Source organism: Achromobacter sp. FW305-C-28 (assembly GCF_058783235.1).
Genome location: NZ_JBYSYL010000016.1, coordinates 29,049 through 50,441 on the forward strand (window position 1 = coordinate 29,049; position 21,393 = coordinate 50,441).

15 protein-coding genes are annotated in these 21,393 nt (G+C 67.3%); 11 read left to right on the forward strand and 4 right to left on the reverse strand.

The genetic code is table 11. The features are described 5' to 3' along the window. The first annotated feature begins 187 nt into the window (after nt 1-187). The 8 genes from dprA to AC3WMR_RS28005 all read left to right on the forward strand — a co-directional run bounded on the left by dprA (nt 188) and on the right by AC3WMR_RS28005 (nt 10,573). The gene (dprA, locus tag AC3WMR_RS27970; RefSeq protein WP_492266128.1) at nt 188-1,303 is read left to right on the forward strand and encodes a DNA-processing protein DprA; all 1,116 of its coding nucleotides are present in this window, start codon (nt 188-190) and stop codon (nt 1,301-1,303) included. Between the two features lie 74 nt (nt 1,304-1,377). After that, nucleotides 1,378-2,286, forward strand: coding sequence for a hydroxymethylglutaryl-CoA lyase (locus AC3WMR_RS27975; RefSeq protein ID WP_492266129.1), 909 nt, complete (start codon nt 1,378-1,380; stop codon nt 2,284-2,286). 96 nt (nt 2,287-2,382) lie between these two features. Then, nucleotides 2,383-2,856 carry a hypothetical protein gene (locus tag AC3WMR_RS27980; RefSeq protein WP_492266130.1) on the forward strand — a complete coding sequence of 158 codons (474 nt, stop codon included), beginning with the start codon at nt 2,383-2,385 and terminating at the stop codon, nt 2,854-2,856. A 58-nt stretch (nt 2,857-2,914) separates the two neighbouring features. Then, on the forward strand, nt 2,915-4,306 hold the full coding sequence (locus tag AC3WMR_RS27985; protein WP_492266131.1) for an SWIM zinc finger family protein: 1,392 nt from the start codon (nt 2,915-2,917) through the stop codon (nt 4,304-4,306). Further along, on the forward strand, nt 4,303-6,879 hold the full coding sequence (locus tag AC3WMR_RS27990) for a DUF6493 family protein (RefSeq protein ID WP_492266132.1): 2,577 nt from the start codon (nt 4,303-4,305) through the stop codon (nt 6,877-6,879). The genes AC3WMR_RS27985 and AC3WMR_RS27990 overlap by 4 nt, the downstream gene beginning before the upstream one ends. Nucleotides 6,880-6,887: 8 nt before the next feature. After that, a complete protein-coding gene (locus tag AC3WMR_RS27995) occupies nt 6,888-9,284 on the forward strand; it encodes a DUF6493 family protein (protein WP_492266133.1) in 2,397 nt (798 codons plus the stop codon). Nucleotides 9,285-9,303: 19 nt separating this feature from the next. Beyond that, nucleotides 9,304-9,885, forward strand: a complete 582-nt coding sequence (locus tag AC3WMR_RS28000) for an SMI1/KNR4 family protein (RefSeq protein ID WP_492266134.1) — start codon at nt 9,304-9,306, stop codon at nt 9,883-9,885. 64 nt (nt 9,886-9,949) lie between these two features. Next, entirely contained in the window at nt 9,950-10,573 is a 624-nt protein-coding gene (locus AC3WMR_RS28005; protein WP_492266135.1) for a hypothetical protein, read from the forward strand. A gap of 1 nt (nt 10,574) precedes the next feature. Here AC3WMR_RS28005 and AC3WMR_RS28010 read toward each other — a convergent pair whose 3' ends face one another. Further along, nucleotides 10,575-11,591, reverse strand: coding sequence for an amino acid ABC transporter substrate-binding protein (locus tag AC3WMR_RS28010; protein WP_025141053.1), 1,017 nt, complete (start codon nt 11,589-11,591; stop codon nt 10,575-10,577). A 127-nt stretch (nt 11,592-11,718) separates the two neighbouring features. Beyond that, nucleotides 11,719-12,960 carry an aminotransferase-like domain-containing protein gene (locus AC3WMR_RS28015; RefSeq protein ID WP_492266136.1) on the reverse strand — a complete coding sequence of 414 codons (1,242 nt, stop codon included), beginning with the start codon at nt 12,958-12,960 and terminating at the stop codon, nt 11,719-11,721. A gap of 210 nt (nt 12,961-13,170) precedes the next feature. On the opposite strand from AC3WMR_RS28015, the gene AC3WMR_RS28020 reads away from it, so the two are divergent. Next, nucleotides 13,171-13,890, forward strand: a complete 720-nt coding sequence (locus tag AC3WMR_RS28020; RefSeq protein ID WP_492266137.1) for a YggS family pyridoxal phosphate-dependent enzyme — start codon at nt 13,171-13,173, stop codon at nt 13,888-13,890. An 84-nt stretch (nt 13,891-13,974) separates the two neighbouring features. Then, nucleotides 13,975-14,943, forward strand: coding sequence for a Bug family tripartite tricarboxylate transporter substrate binding protein (locus AC3WMR_RS28025; protein ID WP_492266138.1), 969 nt, complete (start codon nt 13,975-13,977; stop codon nt 14,941-14,943). 101 nt (nt 14,944-15,044) lie between these two features. Here the strand turns inward: AC3WMR_RS28025 and AC3WMR_RS28030 are convergent, their stop codons facing one another. Both AC3WMR_RS28030 and AC3WMR_RS28035 read right to left on the reverse strand, forming a co-directional pair. After that, nucleotides 15,045-19,007, reverse strand: coding sequence for a DUF3683 domain-containing protein (locus AC3WMR_RS28030; protein WP_025141049.1), 3,963 nt, complete (start codon nt 19,005-19,007; stop codon nt 15,045-15,047). A 132-nt stretch (nt 19,008-19,139) separates the two neighbouring features. Next, nucleotides 19,140-19,685, reverse strand: coding sequence for a YqaA family protein (locus tag AC3WMR_RS28035; RefSeq protein WP_492266139.1), 546 nt, complete (start codon nt 19,683-19,685; stop codon nt 19,140-19,142). Nucleotides 19,686-19,848: 163 nt separating this feature from the next. Between AC3WMR_RS28035 and ilvA the strand changes: the two genes are divergently transcribed. After that, entirely contained in the window at nt 19,849-21,357 is a 1,509-nt protein-coding gene (gene ilvA / locus AC3WMR_RS28040) for a threonine ammonia-lyase, biosynthetic (RefSeq protein ID WP_492266140.1), read from the forward strand. Nucleotides 21,358-21,393: the final 36 nt, after the last annotated feature.

The following is a 21,393-nucleotide window of genomic DNA, read 5'->3' on the forward strand; positions in this document are numbered from 1 at the left end:
TAATAGTTTTCGGCTAAACGGAAGATTGCACGGATCAACCTGCCCCCGTTTTCGGGCACCGATCCGGGACGAATCGATCCGCCCCTGTCCTGGCCTGTGCCGTGGCCGTGCGACACTCTCGGACGACCGGCGCTGCGCGCCCCGCCCTCTGCCCTCCGTACCTGCCGGCCCGCCGGCGCTCGTTTTCATGCCGCTGACCCACACTGTTGCCGAATTGTCCGCCTGGCTGCGCCTGTCCCTGGAACCCGGGGTCGGCTCCGCCACGGCCTGTACCTTGCTGGGTGCGCTGGGCCTGCCGGAACAGATCTATGCGCAGCGGGCCAGCGCCCTGATGCGCCAGGTGCCCGACGCGCTGGCGCGCCAGCTGGCCGCCCCCATGCCCGCCGACATGGCCGCGCAGGTCGACAGCGCCCTGCAATGGGTCGACGCCCCCGATCACCACATCCTGACCCTGGCCGACCCCGCCTATCCGCAGAGCCTGCTCACCATCGCCGACCCGCCCATCCTGCTCTACGTGACCGGCGATCCGGCCTATCTGCAAGGCCAGGCGCTGGCCGTGGTGGGCGCGCGCAACGCCACGCCGGGAGGCCAGGAAAATGCCCGCGCCTTCGCCCGCCACCTGGCGGGCAGTGGCTGGCGGGTCATCAGCGGGCTGGCATTGGGCATCGACGCGGCGGCCCACGAAGGCGCGCTGGATGCCGGCCCTGGCGGCGCAGGCACGGTCGCAGTGATGGGCACCGGCATCGACCGCATCTATCCCGCCAAGCATCGTGACCTGGCGCACCGCATTGCCGCCCACGGCGCACTGGTGTCCGAACTGCCCCTGGGCACGGGCGCCCTGCCGCAGCACTTCCCCAAGCGCAACCGCATCGTGGCGGGGCTGGCGCGCGGCGTACTGGTGGTCGAGGCCGCCAAGCAAAGCGGGTCCCTCATCACGGCGCGATTGGCCGGCGAAAGCGGGCGCGAGGTCTTCGCCATTCCGGGTTCCATTCATTCGCCGCTGTCGCGGGGCTGCCATGCCCTGATCCGCCAGGGCGCCAAGCTGGTGGAGACTGCCGCCGACATCACCGACGAACTGGGCGGCGGCGCCACGCCCGGCACGCCGCGCGCCAAGGCGCAGGCGCCCGCCGCCTTGCCTGACCACCCCGTCCTCGATGCCCTGGGGTTCGACCCCCTGCACCTGGATGCCATCCAGGCGCGCTGCGGCCTGGACACGCCCACGCTGCAAGCGCAATTGCTGGAACTGGAACTGGCCGCCCGCGTGGCGCGCCTGGACGATGGCCGCTTCCAGCGCCTGAAATAGGCGTTGGCGCTACTATTGACGATGGTGCCGTCGAGTTGCCGCGGTCGCCACCCGATACCGATACAGGAAGAGACATGGCTTTGCCCTCCCGCGTCAAGATCGTCGAGGTTTCCCCCCGCGACGGCCTGCAGAATGAAAAAGAATTCGTGTCCACCGACATCAAGGTGGAACTGGTCAACCGCCTGGCCGCGGCCGGCTTTCCCAACGTCGAGGCGGCTTCGTTCGTGTCGCCCAAATGGGTGCCGCAAATGGCCGACGGCGCCGACGTCATGGCGCGCATCGAGCGCCGCCCCGGCACGATCTATTCGGTGCTGACGCCCAACACGAAGGGCTTCGAAGGCGCGCTGGCCGCCGGCGCGGACGAGATCGTCATTTTCGGCGCGGCCAGCGAGGCCTTCTCGCAAAAGAACATCAATTGCTCCATCGCCGAATCCATCGCACGCTTCGAACCCGTGGTGCAGGCCGCCCGCGAAGCCGGCATCCGCGTGCGCGGCAGCATCAGCTGCGCGCTGGGCTGTCCCTACCAGGGCGAAGTGCCGATTGACGCGGTGGTCGACGTGGCCCAGCGCTACCTGGCCATGCAGGTCGATGAAATCGACGTCGCCGACACCATCGGCGTGGGCACGCCGCAACGCGTGCGCGATGTGATGGCGGCGGTCACCCGCGTGGTGGACCCGGCGCGCGTGTCGGGCCACTTCCACGACACCTACGGCCAGGCGCTGGCCAACATCCTGGCATCGCTGGAAACCGGCATCTCGATCTTCCACGCCTCGGTGGCAGGCCTGGGCGGCTGCCCCTATGCCAAGGGCGCCACCGGCAACGTGGCCACCGAAGACGTGCTGTACATGCTGCGCGGCCTGGATATCGACACGGGCGTGGACTTCGACGCCGTGGTCGACATCGGCCAATGGATGTCGGCCAACCTGAATCGCAAGGGCTCCAGCCGGGCCGGCAACGCCATTGCCGCCAAGCGGGCCGCCTGACGCGAAACCTCGTAGAATGGCTGCGCGCGTTTCGCGTGAGCGCCAGGACCGCCTGGCGCGCATCTTCTCGCAACGCTATCGGAATTCCGCAGCCGCATGACGTCCCCCGTCTCCCCCCCTCCGCCCGAGGAACTTGCCGCCCTGCTGCGCGCCATCGGCCCCCTGCCCCTGTCGGGACAGGCATGGCCGGACTGGGTCCGCATCCTGACCTGGGTCATCCTGGCCGTGCTGGGCGTGCAGGTCGTTACGACCGCCATCCGCGCCCCCGCGCAGCCTTTCGACGCTGCGCTGGCCGTGGGCGTGGGACTGTGCTTCATCGGCCTGTTGTTCATCTCCTGGCACATGCAGACATCCATCACCACCATCGACGAACGCGGCCTGCGCCAAAGCTGGTTCGCGCGCCGCGAGGTCGCTTGGGAAGACGTGCGCGGCGCGCGGTTCGTGCCGATGCTGTTTTCCAAGCGACTGGTGGTGTTCACGCATAGCGGGCGGCCCGTGATCTTCCAGGGTGGCACACGCGAACTGCGCAACGCCTTCACGAAGATTGCCGAACTGTACCGGCGAAGTTGACCCGCCAGCCCCCGCGACGACAGAGGCTCGTCGCGCCCCTACCCAGGAGCCCTGAAGCATGACGGAGCTGGCCTATGCCTATCTTGCCCCCTCCGAATTCGCCCAACGGCAGGGCCAGGCCGACCTGAGCCTGGCCACCAGCGGCGGTCTTGCGCCGTCGGGCGCGGTGGCGCATCCCTTTTTCTTTTCCGGATTCGTGGCCCAGCCCGCCGTGGTGGCGCAAGCGCTGCTGATGCTGGCACGAGTGGCCCGCACCCGCTTTTATGTGCCGCCGAACACGCTGGCGGCGGTGCTGCGGGCGGCGGATCCGGTCGTGACTTCCACGCCCGAGGGCTTGCGCTTCGAGTCCTTCAGCGTGTGCTGCGGCGTGTATGCGCGCCTGGATGTGGACGCAGCGGCGCTGGACGCCACGCATTCGGCGCCCGGCGTCACCAACGTGGACGTGAACCCCCCGTTGCGCCAGGCGCTGGCCGGGCTGCGCGCGTCCGAACCGCTGCACCTGAACGTGGGCAACGATGCGCTGCGGGTGGCGACGCCAGCGGGCGAGATCGTCGAAGAGAAAGTCCCGTTGCCCACGCGCTGGCTCAAGGGGTTTGCCGAAACGCAGATGCTGTCGGCGGGCATGACGGCGCGTCACGAGCTCACCGGCGCCGCACTGCGCCAGTTCGTGCAGGCGCTGCCGCGCTCATCGGCGACCAAGACGGTGATGTGGGCAACCCAGGCCGCCCGCTCGCTGCGGCTGGCCACGCAGGCGACGCCGGGCGCGGTGTGCGTGGCGGGACCAGAGCGGCTGCGCGTGCTGGAGCCACTGCTGCGCTACGCCACGGCGCTACGCGCCTACGGGGCGGATGTAGCGGCGGGTGGCCAACCCCAGGCCAGCGCCTGGGTGCTGGAACTGCCGGGCGCGCGGGTCACGCTGGGGCTGAGCCCAGAGAAGTCACGCGGCTTCTCGGGCGAGGGTTCGGTGCTGCATCTGATCGCGGGCGGCGATGCAAACGAGGACGCGGCATTCGTATCCACGCTGCTGGCCTTCGAACCCCGCATCGATATTGCCCAATTGGCCGTGCGGGCGCTGCTGCCGCAAGCGCAGATCGCGTCCGCGCTGGGCGTGCTGGCGTCGTCCGGCCAGGTGGGTTTCGATCTGGCGGCGGGCACGTATTTCCATCGCCCGCTACCGGTGCAGGCGGGGCTGCTCGAAACGCTGCATCCGCGGCTGGCCGATGCGCGCAAGCTGCTGGCAGACGGCGCGGTGCTGCCCGAGGGCGAGGGGCGATACACGGTGCAGTCGGGGCCGCAGCGGTACCGCGTGGCGCTGGGCGTCGAACCGTCGCACGATCGCTGTACATGCCCCTGGAACGCCAAATACCAGGGCACGCGCGGCCCTTGCAAGCACACGCTGGCCGCTCGCATGTTTCTCGATCCGCTGAACGCGCCTGGAGCCGACGCATGACCCTGAGCCTGACCGAACGCCGCGCAGCGCTGCGCGAGGCCGCTGGCGGCGACGCGACGGACGTCACCGCCTTAGTCCGCGCTCTGGCCGGCGCGAACGAGGAAGACCGCGCCGCGCTGGCCAAGACCTTGCCGCCATCGCGCCTGTTCAGCGCGGAGGGTCCAACCCCAAGGGCATGTTTCGTGTTGACCGCGCTGGGCAAGCCCAAGCTGGTGGCCGAGATCCTGGCGCCGGCAGATATGACGCGCAAGCGCGACTATGCCGCACGCCATGACGCGATGGCGCCAGCCGTCATCGCCGCGGCAAGCGAACGGGAAGCATCCTGGCGGGCCGCATTCGTCGAGCTGTTTGCGGAACAATCCTGGTGGGCCGAACCTCTGGTCTGGCCCGTATGCCGCGCGCTGGTTCGACTGGATGACCAGGCGCCGCTGTCCCAGGCCTATCTCCGGTGCTTCGTGCAACAGGTCAGCGCCATCGGCGCGGACGGGCAACGGGACGAAGACCATGGCAAGCTCATGGCCGCGCATCTGCAGGCGCACCCCGATTGGGTCGAACGCGAGTTCTGGGCCCTGTTCCGCGTCGACGGAATGGGCGCCGATTACCAGCTCATCGAGCGTACCGGCCTTGCCTGGGACGCCGCCATCCTGGCGCTATGCCGGGCCAGCCCGGCATTCCGGGAACGCCTGCTCGCCGAGTCATTGGAAGCACTGCTGCGAGACTTCTCGGCGAAAGTCATTGCCTGGTACTTGCGCGTGCATCGATTGGTCGATCCGACCGCACACGAAGTCGCGGCCAGGCAACACACGTATTTCTCGGTGCTCGCCACGGCGCCAAGCACGGCGGTGGGCCTGGCCCAGGACATGCTCAAGCGCGCCGCCGCACAACTGGATGTGGACGCGATGATCGAGGCCGCGCCCGCCGTCCTGACCCGTACGGAGAAGAAGCTGGTCAAGGCCCAGCTCGCGCTGCTTGCCGCGCTCAAGACGGATGCCGGGCAAAGCGATCGCATCTCGCAGATCGTCGGCGAAGCGCTGGAAGGCATGCCGTTGGACCTGGCGCCGCTGGCGCGCAAGCTCATGGTTGCGACAGACGAGATGCAACCCGCCGATGCAGAGGGCGAGGCTCGCACGAAAGAGGACGACGTCAGCCGCACAATCACGATACCGGCACCGCGCAGTACGTCGCTGCCGGATCTTCCCGAGCCTGCGCCCGACATCAGCGACGACGAGGCACTGCACGCCTTGATCGGGGCGCAGTTCGAGGGCGTCGGACACGGCGCCGAGCTGCCGCGCATTTTCGACTACCTGGCCCGCCGTCCGCAGATTGCGCTGCCTGAGGCGCTGCAACAGCGCGCCGCCGAGATCATCGCGTCGGTATGGGATGAACACAATGGCTCGCCACGGCGCCTTCTGGCCGCCGCGCTGCTGGGCCGGGGCGACGTCAGTTTCCAGGGCTATGCCCGTTATGTGGTGGCCAGCACGGGCACGCCGGGCCCCGCGGGCGTGGCGTTGCAGGAACACACGTTCACCAGCAGCGCCTACGACGTCGAGACCGGCGATTGGACGGTCAACGAAACCTGGACCTCGCGCTCGGGCTACCAGTACCTGGCGACGCATTCGCCGCTGGCCTTGCTGGCGGGGGCTTTCCACGACCTGCGGTCGAGTAGGGCGCGGGGTGAACCCTTCGTGGCCCCGGCGCCTGTTCCGACCCAAAGCTTCACCTGGCAACGGGTGGTTGCCACGCCGGGCGAAGGCACATTCTCGCGCGACCTGGAGGTGTTGGGAGAGGGTCCCAAGCCGTTCTGGATGCCGACGGACACCGCCGCGGTGACCCACGCGTCCGCCTCGCCGGCCCTGGATGTCGCCGACGTACCGGCCGAATTCACCTTCCGCGTCCAGGAAGCCCGGCAGCAGGACGGCTACGACCAGGTCGTGCAATGGACGGCCTGGCTGCTGCGGTCCAACCCCGACACGCTGGCCGCGCATTTTCATCCGATGTTGTGCGCGGCGGTGCAGGTCATCAACGTGCGCGGCCTCGCGCCGTTGCTGACGGCGCTGGGCGCGTCCCGGCAGGTGCCCGGTGCGCCCGTGTACTCGGCCTTGGCGCTGGCCGCATCGGCGAAAATGGCCGAGCAGCGCGCCCAGGCCGCCGAGGCAATCGCACGCCTGGCTGACGCGGGCCTGCTCGACCCCGCGCCGTTCGCCGCGCAGATCGCGGCGCACCTGGCACAGGGCTTCGTCCTGGCCGGACGACTGGCGCAGACGCTGGCCGACGCCGCGTCCATCAGCGCGCTTGCCGGTTGCCGCGTATTGCAAACGCTGGCGGCGCTGCTGCCGCATCTGCTCGATGCCCAAGGCAAGCCGCTGGCCCAGGCGGTCAAGCTCATCGAACTTGCCGCCCGCCTGGCCAATGACTACGGCATGCCGGTGGCGCTGCCCGCCGTGCTGGCGGCACGGAGCAAGGGCGCATCCGTGCTGGCAGTGACCTTGCGCAGCCTGGATGCCGTCGCATCGCGGGCAACGCCGTTGACCGAAACCGCCGCAGCCGCCGCGCGGCAGACTCATGAGGGATGACCACGCACATGACGCCCTACAAGAATCTCTGGGACTACTACCGCGACACGGCGCGGCTGATTGAGGATGGCGCGACCCTGCGCACCCTGTACGACGCCCTGCTTGCCGTGCAGTCGGACGATATGCGCACAGTGGACGCGTCGCCCAAGCGGCTGCGTGAAATGACGCAAAGCTGGTCCCAGCGCCCGAATTTTCTGCCGATCCGCCTGAACGAACTGTTCAACGGCCTGCAGGTCGACCCGACGGATGACTACGTGCTGGCCCTGGTCGGCGGGCTGGGCGGACGCCACGAACAGGAAGTGCGCCTGTTCATGCTGCGCCACGACCACGCGCTGCGCGACAACGTGTTCTGGCGCGTCTTCGAGGTAGAAGGCGGCGGCGAGATCTCGTTGGCGAACATCGACAAGTTCTCGCGCGAGGAATTGAACTGGCACAACACGGTCGTGCTGCTGACCAACGAAGGCACGCTGGACCGGCGCCGGGTGCTGCGCAGTTGCCTTGAAGCGCTGAACCGGGATTTCTCCTCCTATCGCGCCGGCTGGTACTCGCGGGTCTATGCAACGCTTGCCCCCACGCCCGACGAGGTGGCAGCCGACCAACACCTGCTGCGGCTGTGCCTGGGCTCGTCGATCACTGCCACCGTATCGCTGGCAGTGAAGCAGTTCGAGACGCTGCACAAGCACGGCCTGCTCGACGCCACGCCTTTCGTGGACGCTTGCGGCGGCGCATTCTCGGGGCCGAAGAGCGCGGCGCTGTCGGTGCTGCGCATTCTGGAAGCACTGGGCGCACAGGCACGGGTCGATTCGCAGGCCCTGACGCAGGCGCTGGCCCTGGGTCTGGGGCATCCACATGCCGACGTGCAACGGGCGGCGGTGAAGGCGCTGGTGAAGATGGGCCGGGTAGATCTGGCGCAACAGCAGCGCGACGCCCTGGCGCCGGCGGTGGCCATCCTGCTGCCGCAAGCCGAGGCTGCCAAGGCCGAAGCAACGGTGGACAAAGGTCTTGCAGCAAGCGCCAGTGCCCCAGGCCTGTCGGGCACGCCATCCGATTTGCCATCACCCGCGCCCCTGAATCCCTGGACGGACGACGACGCCCAGGAACGCTATGCCGCGCTGCTGGAAGCGCCCGCCGACGCCCTGGAATTCGAGCTGGCGCTGGCGTGGCTGGCGACGTCCCGGCAGGTGGTCAACGCGATCGCGCCCTTGGCCAAGCGCGCACGCCGCCTGGCCGAGCGCGACAGACAGCACTACGCGGCCGCGCTGCTGCTGGCGGCGCATGACCCTAAGGTCCCATTCCTGCCACGGCAGTATTGGCAGAACACCTCCACCAGCCTGGTCAACGGTGAGTGGGTACAAGAACGCGAGGGCAAACGCCAGGCGCTGCCGAGCGCCGAACAATCCACCCTGCTACCCAGCTTCATCACCCGCCTGCGCGAGGTGGCCGCGATCTTGCAGGGCCAGGCGCCGCGCCGCCCGCTGCTCGCCACGCCCACCGACACGCAGGGTTGGGTCGATGCCGACGCCCTGCTGGCCCGCTTCGAGGCGGGCCGGGAAGGCGGCACCCCATTGCCGGTGGATCTCACCCAGGCCTTGCTGCGCGTGCATCCCGAGCATCGGGCCCGGGCGGTCGAGGCTACCGGTGGCGCATGGCCGCAGATCACCGACACCGTGCGGATCGAATGGCGCAGCCGCGGATCGAGCACCTTGAAGGCCGACGGCTCGCCGCAGTGGGTATGGTGGAGCCCCGTGATCCATGCCGCGCCCGACGAAACGCCTTCGGCCACGCAGCCGGCGCTGATTCCGTCAGGTCCGCTGCAATACAACGACTGGGGCGACGCCCATGCGCTGGTCTGCGCCGAACTCGGCCTGGCCAACCCCGCGTCGACCTTGCCGCTGGCCGCGGCCAGCATGGCGATCATGAACACGGCGGCGGGCGACGAAGCCGAGCATCGCGCCCCCGCCGTGCTGCGCGTTCTTGCCGGGCATCCGGGCGCGTGGCACGCGGAAACCGTCCAACTGCTTGCCCTGGGCATGGCGGCCAAGCAGGCCGAGGTGCGCGCGCAGGCCGTGGAAGCGTTTGCCGCTGCGATTCCGCACCGCTTGGACGCAACCGCTGCCGCGCAGGCCTACGCCGCCTGCGTGCCCGCGATCGTCCTGACCCGCTGGGCAGCGTCCTTCACCGACGCGGCGACATTGGCACCTGCGGCCGTCATCGCCGTGCTGGGCGGTCTGTTGCCGCACCTGGACCCCAAGACGCGCGGTGTCGGATCCTTGCTTACCGTGCTGCTGGATGAGTCGCTGCGCCACGCGCACCCTGTCCAGGCCGCGGACCTGCGCGGCTGGCTGGCGGGCTTTACTGGCACGTCCGCCGCCGCCAAAGCCGCGAAGGCGCTATTAGCGTTGTAAATCGATTGAGGAAACTTGCATGACCCTGACCGCCGAACAGTTTCACCAACGCATGTGGGAAATCCTGGAGCCCGTGGACACCGAGTTTTTCGAGGTCGTCGCCGCGCCCGCCCCCGACGCGGGAGCGATCGGGGCGCTTGAAGCGGCGGTCGGCTTTCCGCTGCCGGCAGCGTTTGCCGCCTTCTGCCAGCGCACCAATGGCTTGTGCGTGATGGCGCGCGAAGCCGTCTGGCCGCATGCGAAAGAGTTCGAGGTCGGCCCCGCCTGGACGTTCTGGCGCGGCCTGTTGCTGTTGGGCATCGACACCCCAGACTTGCCCGAATGGGCCAGCATCTCGGCGCAGCAGCGCCGGCTGGCCGAGGCCGGTCTGCCCGGCATCCTGCCCCTGCTGAAAATCGTGGGCGATGGCGGCCGGATCTGGGGCGTGGATCAGGCAGGGACCGTGGTGGTGATCGATGACTTGACCGATCCGCAGCCGCTGGACGGTGACTTTACCGATCTCTATGCCGAGCAGATCGCCGACCTGATGCAGCGCCAGCAGGACATGGCGCAGCGACTGACCGAACGCGCAACGCGCAAGCCAGGCAATCTGCCGGGGTAAAACGCCACCGCACGCTGACCGATCCCAGACGTCATCCATCACATCCAGACACCCAAGACAGGACATGATCCCCTTAACGTTCAAGACCGCCGCCCTGATCACGGGCATTGCAATGACGTTGGCCTGCCAGGCGCAACCGCCCGCGTCGGCATCCCCCCCATCGCAGCCGCCCGTCGTCGGGGCGTGGCGCAAGGTGTCCGATGCCCAGCTCAATCAGCAATACCGCTACTCGATGCTGCCCGGCGTGGCGGCCGCGGGCAGCCGTTGGGCAGCCTACGACCCCAAGGCCGGCAAGACCGTGTGCTGCCTGGTCGTGGTCGGGCCTGAGATCAGCGAGGCCGAGCTGGACACCACCTACAACATTCCGGGCCCGTGGATCACCGATCTGGTGAACGGCTGGAACCTGGACGCCGCGCCGTATCGGCCACACGTGCAGTTGCTGCGGGCGGAAGGCGCACTGGTCGATCACGAATTCTCGGACATGGCTGACGAATTGGGCGGCCTGCTGCTGCCCGCCCAGGCCCAGGCCGTCGCGCCGAATACGCTGCAGCTGGACGGCAAGCGTTACACCGTAGAGCGCAAGGAAGAGCCGCTTGCCAGCGATGACGGCGTGGTGCACACCTATGCCCTGCGGCCCGCCCAGGGCGGCAAGCCCTTGGCGGTCGAGGTTCCCTACGGGATTTACTAGATCAGCGAATCGGCAGCGCGTACATCAGGCCACCCTGCGTCCATTGCGCATTCAGGCCGCGCTTGATCTTGAGCGGGCTGCCCTGGCCGACGTTGCGCTCGAAGCTTTCGCCGTAGTTGCCCACCTGCTTGACGATGTTGTAGGCCCACTTTTCGTCCAGCCCCAGGTTGGCGCCACCGCCGGGCGTGACGCCCAGGATGCGTTTGATGTTGGGGTTGGCGCTCTTGGCCTGTTCGTCGACGTTCTTGGACGTGACGCCGTATTCTTCGGCTTCGATCATGGCCGACAGCGACCAGCGCACGATGTTCAGCCAGGCGTCGTCGCCCTGACGCACGAACGGGCCCAGCGGCTCTTTCGAGATGATCTCGGGCAGCACGACGTAATCGTCGGGGTTCTGCAGCTTGGAAATGCGGATGGAAGCCAGGCCCGAGGCGTCGGTGGAGAACACGTCGCAACGACCGGCCGCGAACGCGTTGACCACTTCGTTGAAGGTCTCGATCACGACCGGCTTGTACGTCACGTTGTTGGCGCGCGCCCAGTCGGCCAGCGTGTTTTCGTTGGACGTGCCGGTTTGCAGGCAGATCGTGGCGCCGTTGATTTCCTTGGCGCTCTTGACGCCCAGCGACTTGGGCACCAGGAAACCCTGGCCATCATAGAAATTGATGCCGGCATGGATGATGCCCAGCGCGGTGTCACGCTGCTGCGTCACGGTGGTGTTGCGCGTCAGGACATCGACTTCGCCGGACTGCAACGCGGTGAAGCGCTGCTGCGAATTGAGCGGCACCACCTTGATCTTGTCGGCATCGCCGAACACGGCCGCGGCGATGGCCCGGCACAGGTCTACATCCAGCCCTTGCCACTTGCCTTGCGCGTCGGGTGCGGAAAAGCCCGCAAAACCCGTGGTGGTGCCGCAGGCTACCGCCCCGCGCTGGCGCACGACGTCCAGCGTCGCCGCCTGTGCACCCTGTACCGCTGCCAACAGCAGCGCCGCGCCCACCAACCCTTTAGCAATATTCATGACCTGGATTCCTGTTGTACCGGGACGCGCCAGCGCCCTGTTGTAGCGGGGCGCGCACGCGCGCCGAGGCGAGAAGCTTATAGACATGAAGCGCCCGCGCCAAATAACAAGCGCTTATTTAGGTATATCAGGCCGCCAGCGAGATGGATACGGGTTGATTGGCCTCGCAGGCGTCCAGCGCACGGCTCAGGCGTTGCATGCCCAGCGCGATCTGGCTTTCGTTCATGGTGGCGAACGACATGCGCATGGCATGCACGTCGGCCTGCGCCGCATCGGCGTAGAACGCCTTGCCGGGCACATAGACCACTTCGTGTTCGATCGCATAGGGCAACAGGCGGGTGGCGTCGACCTCGCCGGTCAGGCGGGCCCAGAAGAACATGCCGCCCTCGGGCTTGCGAAAGACGATGCGGCCGTTCAATTCACGCGTGAGCGCATCGGCCATGGCGTCGCAGCGCTGGCCGTAGGCCGCGCGGATGCGCGGCACGTGCTCTTCGTAGCGGCCGTTGGCCAGGTACTGGGCCACGACTTCCTGGATCCAGGCAGACGAGGCCATGTCGTCGGCAGCCTTGGCGCCGACGCAGCGGCGGCGGATTTCGGGCGGCGCCACCAGCCAGCCGATGCGCAGGGCGGGCGCCATGGTCTTGGACATGCTGGCCAGGTACACGGCCCAGTGACGGGCCTCACCTTCGGCCAGCGCCATGATGGGCGGCACGGCTTGCCCGGCAAAGCGCAGTTCGCTGTAGGGGTCGTCTTCGACGATCAGGAAGCGGTGCTTGACCGCCAGTTCCAGCAAGCGCAGGCGGCGCTGGCGCGAGATGGTAGCGCCGCAGGGGTTCGAGAACGACGCCACCACGCAGACCATCTTGGGCTTGATGCGCGCGGCCAGTTCGTCGAGCGCGTCGATGTCGATGCCGTCGGGGCCCGACGGCACCGTGTGCACCGTGGCGCCGGTGTAGCGCAGCGCCTGCACGGAATTGGGGAAGGCGGGCGATTCGATGATGGCGTGGTCGCCGGGTTGCAGCATCACGCGGGTCAACAGCGCCATGGCTTGCTGCGAGCCGCCGGTGACGGCCAGTTCGGTATCCGGGTTGCAATGCAGGCCACGCACCGCCGACAGGCGCGCCAGCTCGTTGCGCAGGCTGGCCTGGCCGTCGATGTTGGAATACTGCAGGCAGGCGCCCAGGCGTGCCATGACCTGGGTGGAGGCAATCGACAGGCCGTCCACGTCGAACAGTTCCTGGGCGGGATAGCCGCCCGCCAGCGAAATGGTGCCGGGACGCATCGCGTACGGCATGAGCGAGCGGATCGGGGAGGCGGGGGGATTCAGGAAAGGCGTGGCGAAGGCGTAGTCGGGCGCGACACTGGACATGGCGGAGGGGACAAGGAAAAGGGATGGACCGCGCTGCCCTTGGGGACCGCGCCGGGGGTTTTAAAACATTGAAATCTAAACAAATATCTACAAATTCTAAGCCTGCCGATCAAACAGGGTCAACGAAGATACGGTCCGATAAGGCCGACTGTGGTGAAACCGGCTGCCCAGGTCCTACACTATGGGACATTCCGACCCCACGAGAACTGCATGACCGCTGTCGACACCCTGGCCGGGCGCCTCGCCCGCATCCAGCAACGCATTGCCCAGGCTTGCGAACGCGCCGGCCGCGCGCCGGACAGCGTGACGCTGCTGCCGGTCAGCAAGACGTTCGAAGTAGATGCCGTGCGCGAAGCCATGGCGCTGGGCCTGACCCGTTTCGGCGAAAACAAGACACAGGAACTGCGCCAGAAGGCCGCCGCGCTGGCGGGCCAGGGCGTGCAGTGGGTGCTGATCGGCCACTTGCAGACCAACAAGGCCAAGGACGCGGCGCGCGACGCCACCGAACTGCAGTCGCTGGACCGCGCGGACCTGGCCGAGGCCCTGCACCGCCGCCTGGTCAATGAGGGCCGGACCCTGGATGTGCTGGTGCAGGTCAAGACTTCGTCCGAACCCAGCAAGTTCGGCATGGACGCCACCGACGTGCCCGCCTTCCTGCGCCGAATCGCCACCGAATTCCCCACCCTGCGCGTGCAGGGCCTGATGACCATGGCGGTCAATTCGCCCGATCCGGCCGAGGTGCGCGCCTGCTTCCGGGCCCTGCGCGAACTGCGCGACCAATTGCGCCAGGACGCCATCGCGGGCGTGTCGCTGGACCGGCTATCGATGGGCATGAGCGGCGATTTCGAGCTGGCGATCGAAGAAGGTTCCACCGAGGTCCGCATCGGCACCGCCATTTTTGGCGTCCGCAGCTACCCCGATCCGCAATAAGCCGCTGATTCCGGGCCTCGAAACAGACGCATATTGCCCCGGGTGCGGGGCATAATGACGTCGCTAAAAACGAGGAGACACCCCATGCAAAAACAAGCACGGCGCCTGTTGGCGCTTGCCGCCCTGTCGCTGGCCGCTACCGCGGCCACCGCCCAATCCTGGCCTTCCCAGCCCGTCCGCTGGATCGTGCCCTACCCGGCCGGCGGCGGCGCCGACGTGGTCGCGCGCACGGTGGCCAGCGGCATTGAAAAGCCGCTGGGCCAGACCATCGTGGTCGAAAACCGCCCCGGCGCGGCCACCATCATCGGCGCCACCGCCATTTCGCAGGCCGAACCCACCGGCTATGTGATCGGCACGGCCGACTCGGGCACCCTGGCCTTCAACCCGTCGCTGTACGCCAAGCTGTCCTACGATCCGTCCAAGTTCACCTACATCGGCGGCATCGCCAAGTTCCCGCTGCTCTTGGCCGTGAACGTCAATTCGCCGTACAAGACGGTGGACGACGTGATCCAGGCCGCCAAGAAGGAACCGGGCAAGCTGACCGCCGCCTCGGCCGGCGCCGGCTCGCCGCACCACCTGGCGCTGGAACTGTTCAAGCAGCGCACGGGCGCCAACCTGCTCCACGTGCCCTACAAGGGCGCCGCCCCGGCCATCCAGGACCTGCTGGGCGGACAGGTGGACGTGATGTTCATCGATCTGGCCGCAGGCCTGCCCAACGTCAAGGCCGGCAAGCTGCGCGTGCTGGCCTCGGCCACGCCCGAGCGCGTGGCCGTGCTGCCCGACGCCCCCACCATGGCCGAACAGGGCGTGCCCGACTTCACCGCCTACGCCTGGCAGGGCCTGGTCGCCCCTGGCGGCCTGCCCGAGCCCGTCGTCAAGAAACTGTCGGCTGAACTGGATGCCGCGCTGAAGTCGCCGGCCGTGTCGCAGAAGATGCTGGACATGGGCGTGATCCCCATGCCGCTGTCGGCCAAGGACTTCAAGGCCTACGCAGAACAGGAACGCACCACCTGGGCGGACGTGATCAAGAAGGCGAACATCAAGCTGGAATAAGCAGCCCCGGCGCTGCGTGGCAATGAAAAAACGCGGCCCGAGGGCCGCGTTTCTTTTGCCAGGTGCCGTGCGCGCCCCGCGGCGCGCAGGCATTGCGCGGATTACACCAGCACGCGCTCGATACCGCCCGCGTTGGCGCGGCGCACGTAGTCTTCCATCCAGCCTTCGCCCAGGATGTGGCGCGCCATTTCGACCACGATGTAGTCGGCGTCCATGCCGGTATCGCCTTCGTAGCGCGACAGGCCCTGCAGGCACGACGGACACGAGGTCAGCACCTTGATGTCGCCAGTGAAACCGTCACTGCGCAGCGCGGCGTCGCCCTTCAAGAGCTCTTCCTGCTTGCGAAAGCGCACCTGCGTGGAGATGTCGGGCCGGCTGACCGCCAGCGTGCCCGATTCGCCGCAGCAGCGGTCGCTCTTGACGGCGCCGTCGCCCACCAGCGAACGCACGGTCTTCATCGGGTCCTGCAGCTTCATGGGCGTGTGGCAGGGGTCGTGATACATGTAGCGCACGCCCTTGGCACCCTCGAGCTTGATGCCCTTTTCGAGCAGGTACTCATGGATGTCGATCAGGCGGCAACCCGGGAAGATCTTGTCGAACTCATACCCCGAGAGCTGGTCGTAGCAGGTGCCGCAGCTGACCACCACCGTCTTGATGTCCAGGTAGTTCAGCGTATTGGCGACCCGGTGGAACAGCACCCGGTTGTCGGTGATGATCTGCTCGGCCTTGTCGGTCATGCCGTTGCCGCGCTGGGGATAGCCGCAGCACAGGTAGCCCGGCGGCAGCACGGTCTGCACGCCAGCGTGCCACAGCATGGCCTGGGTGGCCAGGCCCACCTGGGAGAACAGGCGCTCGGAACCGCAACCCGGGAAATAGAACACCGCTTCCGTGTCGGCCGTGGTGGCCTTGGGGTCGCGGATGATCGGCACGTAGTTGGCGTCTTCGATGTCCAGCAGCTTGCGTGCGGCCTGCTTGGGCAGCCCGCCCGGCATCTTCTTGTTGACGAAGTGCACCACCTGCTCGCGCAGCGGCGGCTTGCCCACGGTGGCGGGCGGCGCGGCCGTCTGCTTCTTGACCAGGCCCGACAGCAGGTCGTGCGCGGCGCGCTGCACCTTATAGCCCACGCCCACCATGGCCTTGCGGGTGGCGTTGATGGTGGCCGGGTCCTTGGCGTTCAGGAAGAACATGGCGCTGGCCGTGCCCGGGTTGAACGACTTGCGGCCCATGCGGCGCAGCACGGCGCGCATGTTCATCGACACGTCGCCGAAGTCGATGTCGACCGGACAGGGGTTGTAGCACTTGTGGCAGACCGTGCAGTGGTCGGCCACGTCTTCGAATTCTTCCCAGTGCTTCAGGCTGACGCCGCGGCGGGTCTGCTCTTCGTACAGGAAGGCTTCGACCAGCAGCGAGGTCGCCAGGATCTTGTTGCGGGGCGAATACAGCAGGTTGGCGCGCGGCACGTGGGTCGCGCACACCGGCTTGCACTTGCCGCAGCGCAGGCAGTCCTTGATGGAATCCGAGATGGCGCCGATGTCGCTTTGCTGCATGATCAGCGACTCGTGGCCCATCAGGTTGAAGCTGGGCGTCCAGGCGTGGCGCAGGTCGGCGCCCGGCATCAGTTTGCCGGCGTTGAAGTGGCCGTTGGGGTCGACGCGGCGTTTGTAGTCCTGGAACGGCTTCAGTTCGGCTTCGGTCAGGAATTCGTACTTGGTCAGGCCGATGCCGTGTTCGCCCGAGATCACGCCGTCCAGGTCGCGTGCGATCTGCATGATGCGCTCGACGGCCTGGTGGGCCTCTTGCAGCATGCCGTAGTCGTCGGAGTTGACCGGGATGTTGGTGTGCACATTGCCGTCGCCGGCGTGCATGTGCAGCGCCACGAATACGCGGCTCTTGAGCACCCGGCCGTGAATGGCGATGAGTTCGTCGAGGATGGGCTTGCGCGCCGCGCCCGAGAACGCGGCTTGCAGGCCGGCCAGGACCTCGGTTTTCCAGGACACGCGGATCGTGCGGTCTTGCACCACGTCGAACACGCGCGCCTGCGGCTGGGCCGCCAGGCGCTCGGCCAGTGCGGCCGCCACGGGCGACAGGCCCAGGCCGTCCAGCTGCGGCATGGCTTGCGCCAGCGGCAGGTCCAGGTTGTCCAGCAGCCATTGCCAGCGCTGGCGCGCGGCAGCCAGCAGGTCAATCGCCTGGCGAGTGCGCTCGGCCAGGACCTGGGCGCGGGTTTCGTCGTCGTCGGACGCGTCTTCCGCCTTGCCCACCGGCAACGGCGTACAGAGGTAGTCGTCCAGCGCATCGAGCAGCCGCAGCTTGTTGCGGGTCGACAGTTCGATGTTGATGCGTTCGATGTGATCCGTATATTCGCCCATGCGGGGCAGCGGAATCACGACGTCTTCGTTGATCTTGAAGGCGTTGGTATGGCGAGCGATGGCGGCGGTGCGCGAACGGTCCAGCCAGAACTTCTTGCGGGCCTCGGCGCTGACGGCCACGAAGCCTTCGCCGTGGCGCGTATTGGCCAGGCGCACCACTTCGCTGGCGGCGGCCGCCACGGCGTCGTCGTCATCACCCACGATGTCACCGATCAGGACCATCTTGGGCAGCGAACCGCGCTTGCTCTTGGTGGCGTAGCCCACCGCGCGCAGATAGCGTTCATCCAGGTGCTCAAGGCCGGCCAGGATGGCGCCGCGGGCGCGGCCTTCGCCGTCCAGGTAGCCCTTGACCTCGACGATCGACGGGATGGCGTCGCGCGCCTGGCCGAAGAATTCCATGCAGACCGTGCGGGTGTGCTTGGGCATGCGATGCAACACCCAGCGCGCCGACGTGATCAACCCGTCGCAGCCTTCTTTCTGGATGCCCGGCAGGCCGGCCAGGAACTTGTCGGTGACGTCCTTGCCCAGGCCTTCCTTGCGGAACACGCGGCCCGCGATTTCCAGGGTTTCGGTCTTGAGCAGGCGCTCGCCGGGCTTGCCGCGGCCATCGAACCACTTGAGCTCGAAACGGGCCATGTCCACGTCGTGGATCTTGCCCATGTTGTGCGCCAGGCGCGTGACTTCCAGCCAGTTGCCGTCCGGGTCGACCATGCGCCACCAGGCCAGGTTGTCCAGCGCGGTGCCCCACAGCACGGCTTTCTTGCCGCCGGCGTTCATGGCGATGTTGCCGCCCACGCACGAGGCCTCGGCCGAGGTCGGGTCCACGGCGAACACGAAGCCCGCGGCCTCGGCGGCTTCGGAAACGCGCTTGGTGACCACACCTGCGCCGGCATGGATGACGGCCACGGGCTCGGTCAGCCCGGGCAAGATACAGGACTCGACCTTGCCCAGCTTGTCGAATTTTTCGGTATTGATGACCGCCGACTTCCAGGTCAGCGGAATCGCGCCGCCGGTATAGCCGGTGCCGCCGCCACGCGGCACGATGGTCAAGCCCAGTTCGATACAGGCCGTGACCAGCGCGGCGATCTCGTCTTCGGTGTCAGGCGTGAGCACCACGAACGGGTATTCGACGCGCCAATCGGTGGCGTCGGTGACGTGCGACACCCGCGACAGGCCGTCGAACTTGATGTTGTCGCGCGCCGTGATGCGGCCCAGCACCTTTTGCGCCTGCTTGCGCAGCATCGCGGTCTGGTCGAACTCGCCTTCGAACGCGGCAATGGCCGACCGCGCCCGGCCCAACAGGCCCACGACCTTCTCGTCGCGGTGCGGGTCGTGGCCGGCTTCGGCCGGCGCGCCGGGTTCGCGGCGGCGGTCGATTTCGCCCAGCCGATGATGCAGTGCATCGATCAGCTGCTTGCGGCGCTTGGGGTTGTCGAGCAGGTCGTCTTGCAGGTAGGGGTTGCGGCGCACCACCCAGATATCGCCCAGCACCTCGTACAGCATCCGCGCGGAACGCCCCGTGCGGCGTTCGCCGCGCAGGTCGCCCAGGAGGCTCCAGGCGTCATCGCCCAGCAGCCGGCCGACAATCTCGCGGTCGGAGAACGACGTGTAGTTGTAGGGGATTTCGCGCAGTCGCGCGGGAGCGGCGGGCGGCATCGCCCCGTTCAAGATGTGGCTAGCGAGTGGGGCGTTCATGGCGGCAAGAGGGGGCCCTTAAAAAATTATTTTATGCCATTGGCCGGAACTGCCCCCGAATACCCCCTGGGAAGCGCTCGAAAATCGGAATATTCCAACACTATGCGTCCCCGATTAAGCCCGCCGTCAGCGCTAGAGCTGCCCCGGGAACAGCCACAACAGGCTGGCCGTCATGGCCAGGTAGCGCAGGAATTTGCCGATGGCCATATAGACCACGCACGGCCAGAACGGCAGCCGCAGCCAGCCGGCGACGGCGCACAGCGGATCGCCCACCACCGGCAGCCACGACAGCAGCAAGGCCGGCGGCCCCATGCGGTGGATCCAGGCGTGGGCCCGTTCGTTCCAGCGGCCACGCATGCGGCCATCTGCGGTGGCGTTCGGGTGGGGGTCCTTTCCAGACGGATGTTTGTCCTTCCAGCGGTGGACCGCCTTTTCAGCCCCTAACCCCATCGCGTAGCTGATCGCCCCGCCGATGGTGTTGCCCAACGTCGCCACCAGAATCGCCGCCCAGAACATGTCCGGCGACAGCTTGATGTAGCCGAACACCGCCGGTTCGGACCCCAGCGGCAGCAAGGTGGCCGAGATCAACGAGACGGCAAAAATGGCGGACAGGCCCACCGAAGGCAGGGCCAACAGATCCAGCAGCCAGTGAACGGCAAAGAGAAGGCTTTCTTCCATAGGGCTATGAGTGTAGCCGCGGCGCGGCCCTGGCCGACCCGCCAAGCGTGTCCGATGCGTGGCGATCCGCCGCGAAATCGCGGGCCGGCCCGGCTTTCCCTGCAATAATCAGCCCCACGCCCTCGCGGCCCTCCTTTCTGGCCCCAACCCCCAAGCGCAGTCCATGTCCACTGATTACCTGAAACGCATCCTGACCTCGAAGGTCTACGACGTCGCGGTCGAATCGCCGCTCGAAGCCGCGCCGCTGCTGTCGCAGCGCCTGTCGAACACGATTCTGCTCAAGCGCGAAGATACCCAGGCCGTCTTCAGCTTCAAGCTGCGCGGGGCCTACAACAAGATGGCCAACCTGACCCCGACGGCGCGCAACCGCGGCGTCATCGCGGCCTCGGCCGGCAACCACGCGCAAGGGGTGGCGCTGGCCGCCACCCGCCTGGGTTGCCGCGCCGTCATCGTCATGCCCACCACCAGCCCGCAGGTCAAGGTCGACGCCGTGCGTCGCCTGGGCGGCGAAGTGGTGCTGGCGGGCGAAAGCTTTTCCGACGCCTACGCCCATGCGCAAGTACTGGAAAAGAAAGAAAAGCTGACCTTCGTGCATCCCTTCGACGATCCCGACGTGATCGCCGGCCAGGGCACGGTGGGCATGGAAATCCTGCGCCAGCACCCCGGCCCCATCGACGCCATCTTCGTGGCCATCGGCGGCGGCGGCCTGATCGCCGGCGTGGCAACCTACATCAAGCAGCTGCGCCCCGAGATCAAGATCATCGGCGTGCAGACCGAAGATTCCGACGCCATGCTGCGCAGCGTGCGTGCCGGTCGCCGGGTTCAATTGAACGACGTGGGGCTGTTTTCCGACGGCACGGCCGTCAAGATGGTCGGCGCCGAAACCTTCAAGCTCACGCGCAAGTACGTCGACGATTTCGTGGTGGTGGACACCGATTCCATCTGCGCCGCCATCAAGGATGTATTCCAGGACACGCGCAGCGTGCTGGAACCGGCCGGCGCCATGGCCGTGGCCGGCGCCAAGCAGTACGCCGCCGAGCACAACCTGAAGGGCAAGACCCTGGTGGCGATTGCCTGCGGCGCCAACATGAACTTCGACCGTCTGCGCTTTGTAGCCGAACGCGCCGAAGTCGGCGAAATGCGCGAAGCCGTGTTCGCCGTCACCATGCCCGAACAGCGCGGCAGCTTCCGCCGCTTCTGCGAACTGGTGGGCGAGCGCAGCGTCACGGAGTTCAACTATCGCATTTCCGATTCCGACCGCGCTCATGTGTTCGTCGGCCTGCAAGTCTCGTCGCCGGCCGAACCCGACAAGATCGCCAGCCACTTTCGCCGCAACGGTTTCGACACGCTGGACCTGACGCATGACGAAATGGCCAAGACCCACTTGCGCCACATGGTTGGCGGCCGTTCGGCGCAGGCGCGCGACGAGCTTCTGTACCGCTTCGAATTCCCGGAACGCCCGGGCGCGCTGATGCGTTTCCTGAACGCGATGAATCCGGACTGGAACATCAGCCTGTTCCACTACCGCAACCAGGGCGCCGACTACGGCCGCATCCTGATCGGCATCCAGGTGCCGGCGGCCGACAAGAAGCAGTTCCGCAACTTCGTGGCCGAACTGGGCTATCCGCACTGGAACGAGACCGAGAACCCGGCCTACAAGCTGTTCCTGTAGCGTTTGCCGCGCGTGGAAAGCGAGAGGGCCTCCCGT

What these genes read in the sequence shown, in the direction of transcription:
- ilvA (WP_492266140.1), top strand. Translation starts at nt 19,849, where the DNA reads ATGTCCACTGATTACCTGAAACGCATCCTGACCTCGAAGGTCTACGAC.
- AC3WMR_RS27995 (WP_492266133.1), top strand. Translation starts at nt 6,888, where the DNA reads ATGACGCCCTACAAGAATCTCTGGGACTACTACCGCGACACGGCGCGG.
- AC3WMR_RS28025 (WP_492266138.1), top strand. Translation starts at nt 13,975, where the DNA reads ATGCAAAAACAAGCACGGCGCCTGTTGGCGCTTGCCGCCCTGTCGCTG.
- AC3WMR_RS27975 (WP_492266129.1), top strand. Translation starts at nt 1,378, where the DNA reads ATGGCTTTGCCCTCCCGCGTCAAGATCGTCGAGGTTTCCCCCCGCGAC.
- AC3WMR_RS27985 (WP_492266131.1), top strand. Translation starts at nt 2,915, where the DNA reads ATGACGGAGCTGGCCTATGCCTATCTTGCCCCCTCCGAATTCGCCCAA.
- AC3WMR_RS27990 (WP_492266132.1), top strand. Translation starts at nt 4,303, where the DNA reads ATGACCCTGAGCCTGACCGAACGCCGCGCAGCGCTGCGCGAGGCCGCT.
- AC3WMR_RS28000 (WP_492266134.1), top strand. Translation starts at nt 9,304, where the DNA reads ATGACCCTGACCGCCGAACAGTTTCACCAACGCATGTGGGAAATCCTG.
- AC3WMR_RS28015 (WP_492266136.1), bottom strand. Translation starts at nt 12,960, where the DNA reads ATGTCCAGTGTCGCGCCCGACTACGCCTTCGCCACGCCTTTCCTGAAT.
- AC3WMR_RS28035 (WP_492266139.1), bottom strand. Translation starts at nt 19,685, where the DNA reads ATGGAAGAAAGCCTTCTCTTTGCCGTTCACTGGCTGCTGGATCTGTTG.
- AC3WMR_RS28030 (WP_025141049.1), bottom strand. Translation starts at nt 19,007, where the DNA reads ATGAACGCCCCACTCGCTAGCCACATCTTGAACGGGGCGATGCCGCCC.
- AC3WMR_RS28005 (WP_492266135.1), top strand. Translation starts at nt 9,950, where the DNA reads ATGATCCCCTTAACGTTCAAGACCGCCGCCCTGATCACGGGCATTGCA.
- AC3WMR_RS28010 (WP_025141053.1), bottom strand. Translation starts at nt 11,591, where the DNA reads ATGAATATTGCTAAAGGGTTGGTGGGCGCGGCGCTGCTGTTGGCAGCG.
- AC3WMR_RS27980 (WP_492266130.1), top strand. Translation starts at nt 2,383, where the DNA reads ATGACGTCCCCCGTCTCCCCCCCTCCGCCCGAGGAACTTGCCGCCCTG.
- dprA (WP_492266128.1), top strand. Translation starts at nt 188, where the DNA reads ATGCCGCTGACCCACACTGTTGCCGAATTGTCCGCCTGGCTGCGCCTG.
- AC3WMR_RS28020 (WP_492266137.1), top strand. Translation starts at nt 13,171, where the DNA reads ATGACCGCTGTCGACACCCTGGCCGGGCGCCTCGCCCGCATCCAGCAA.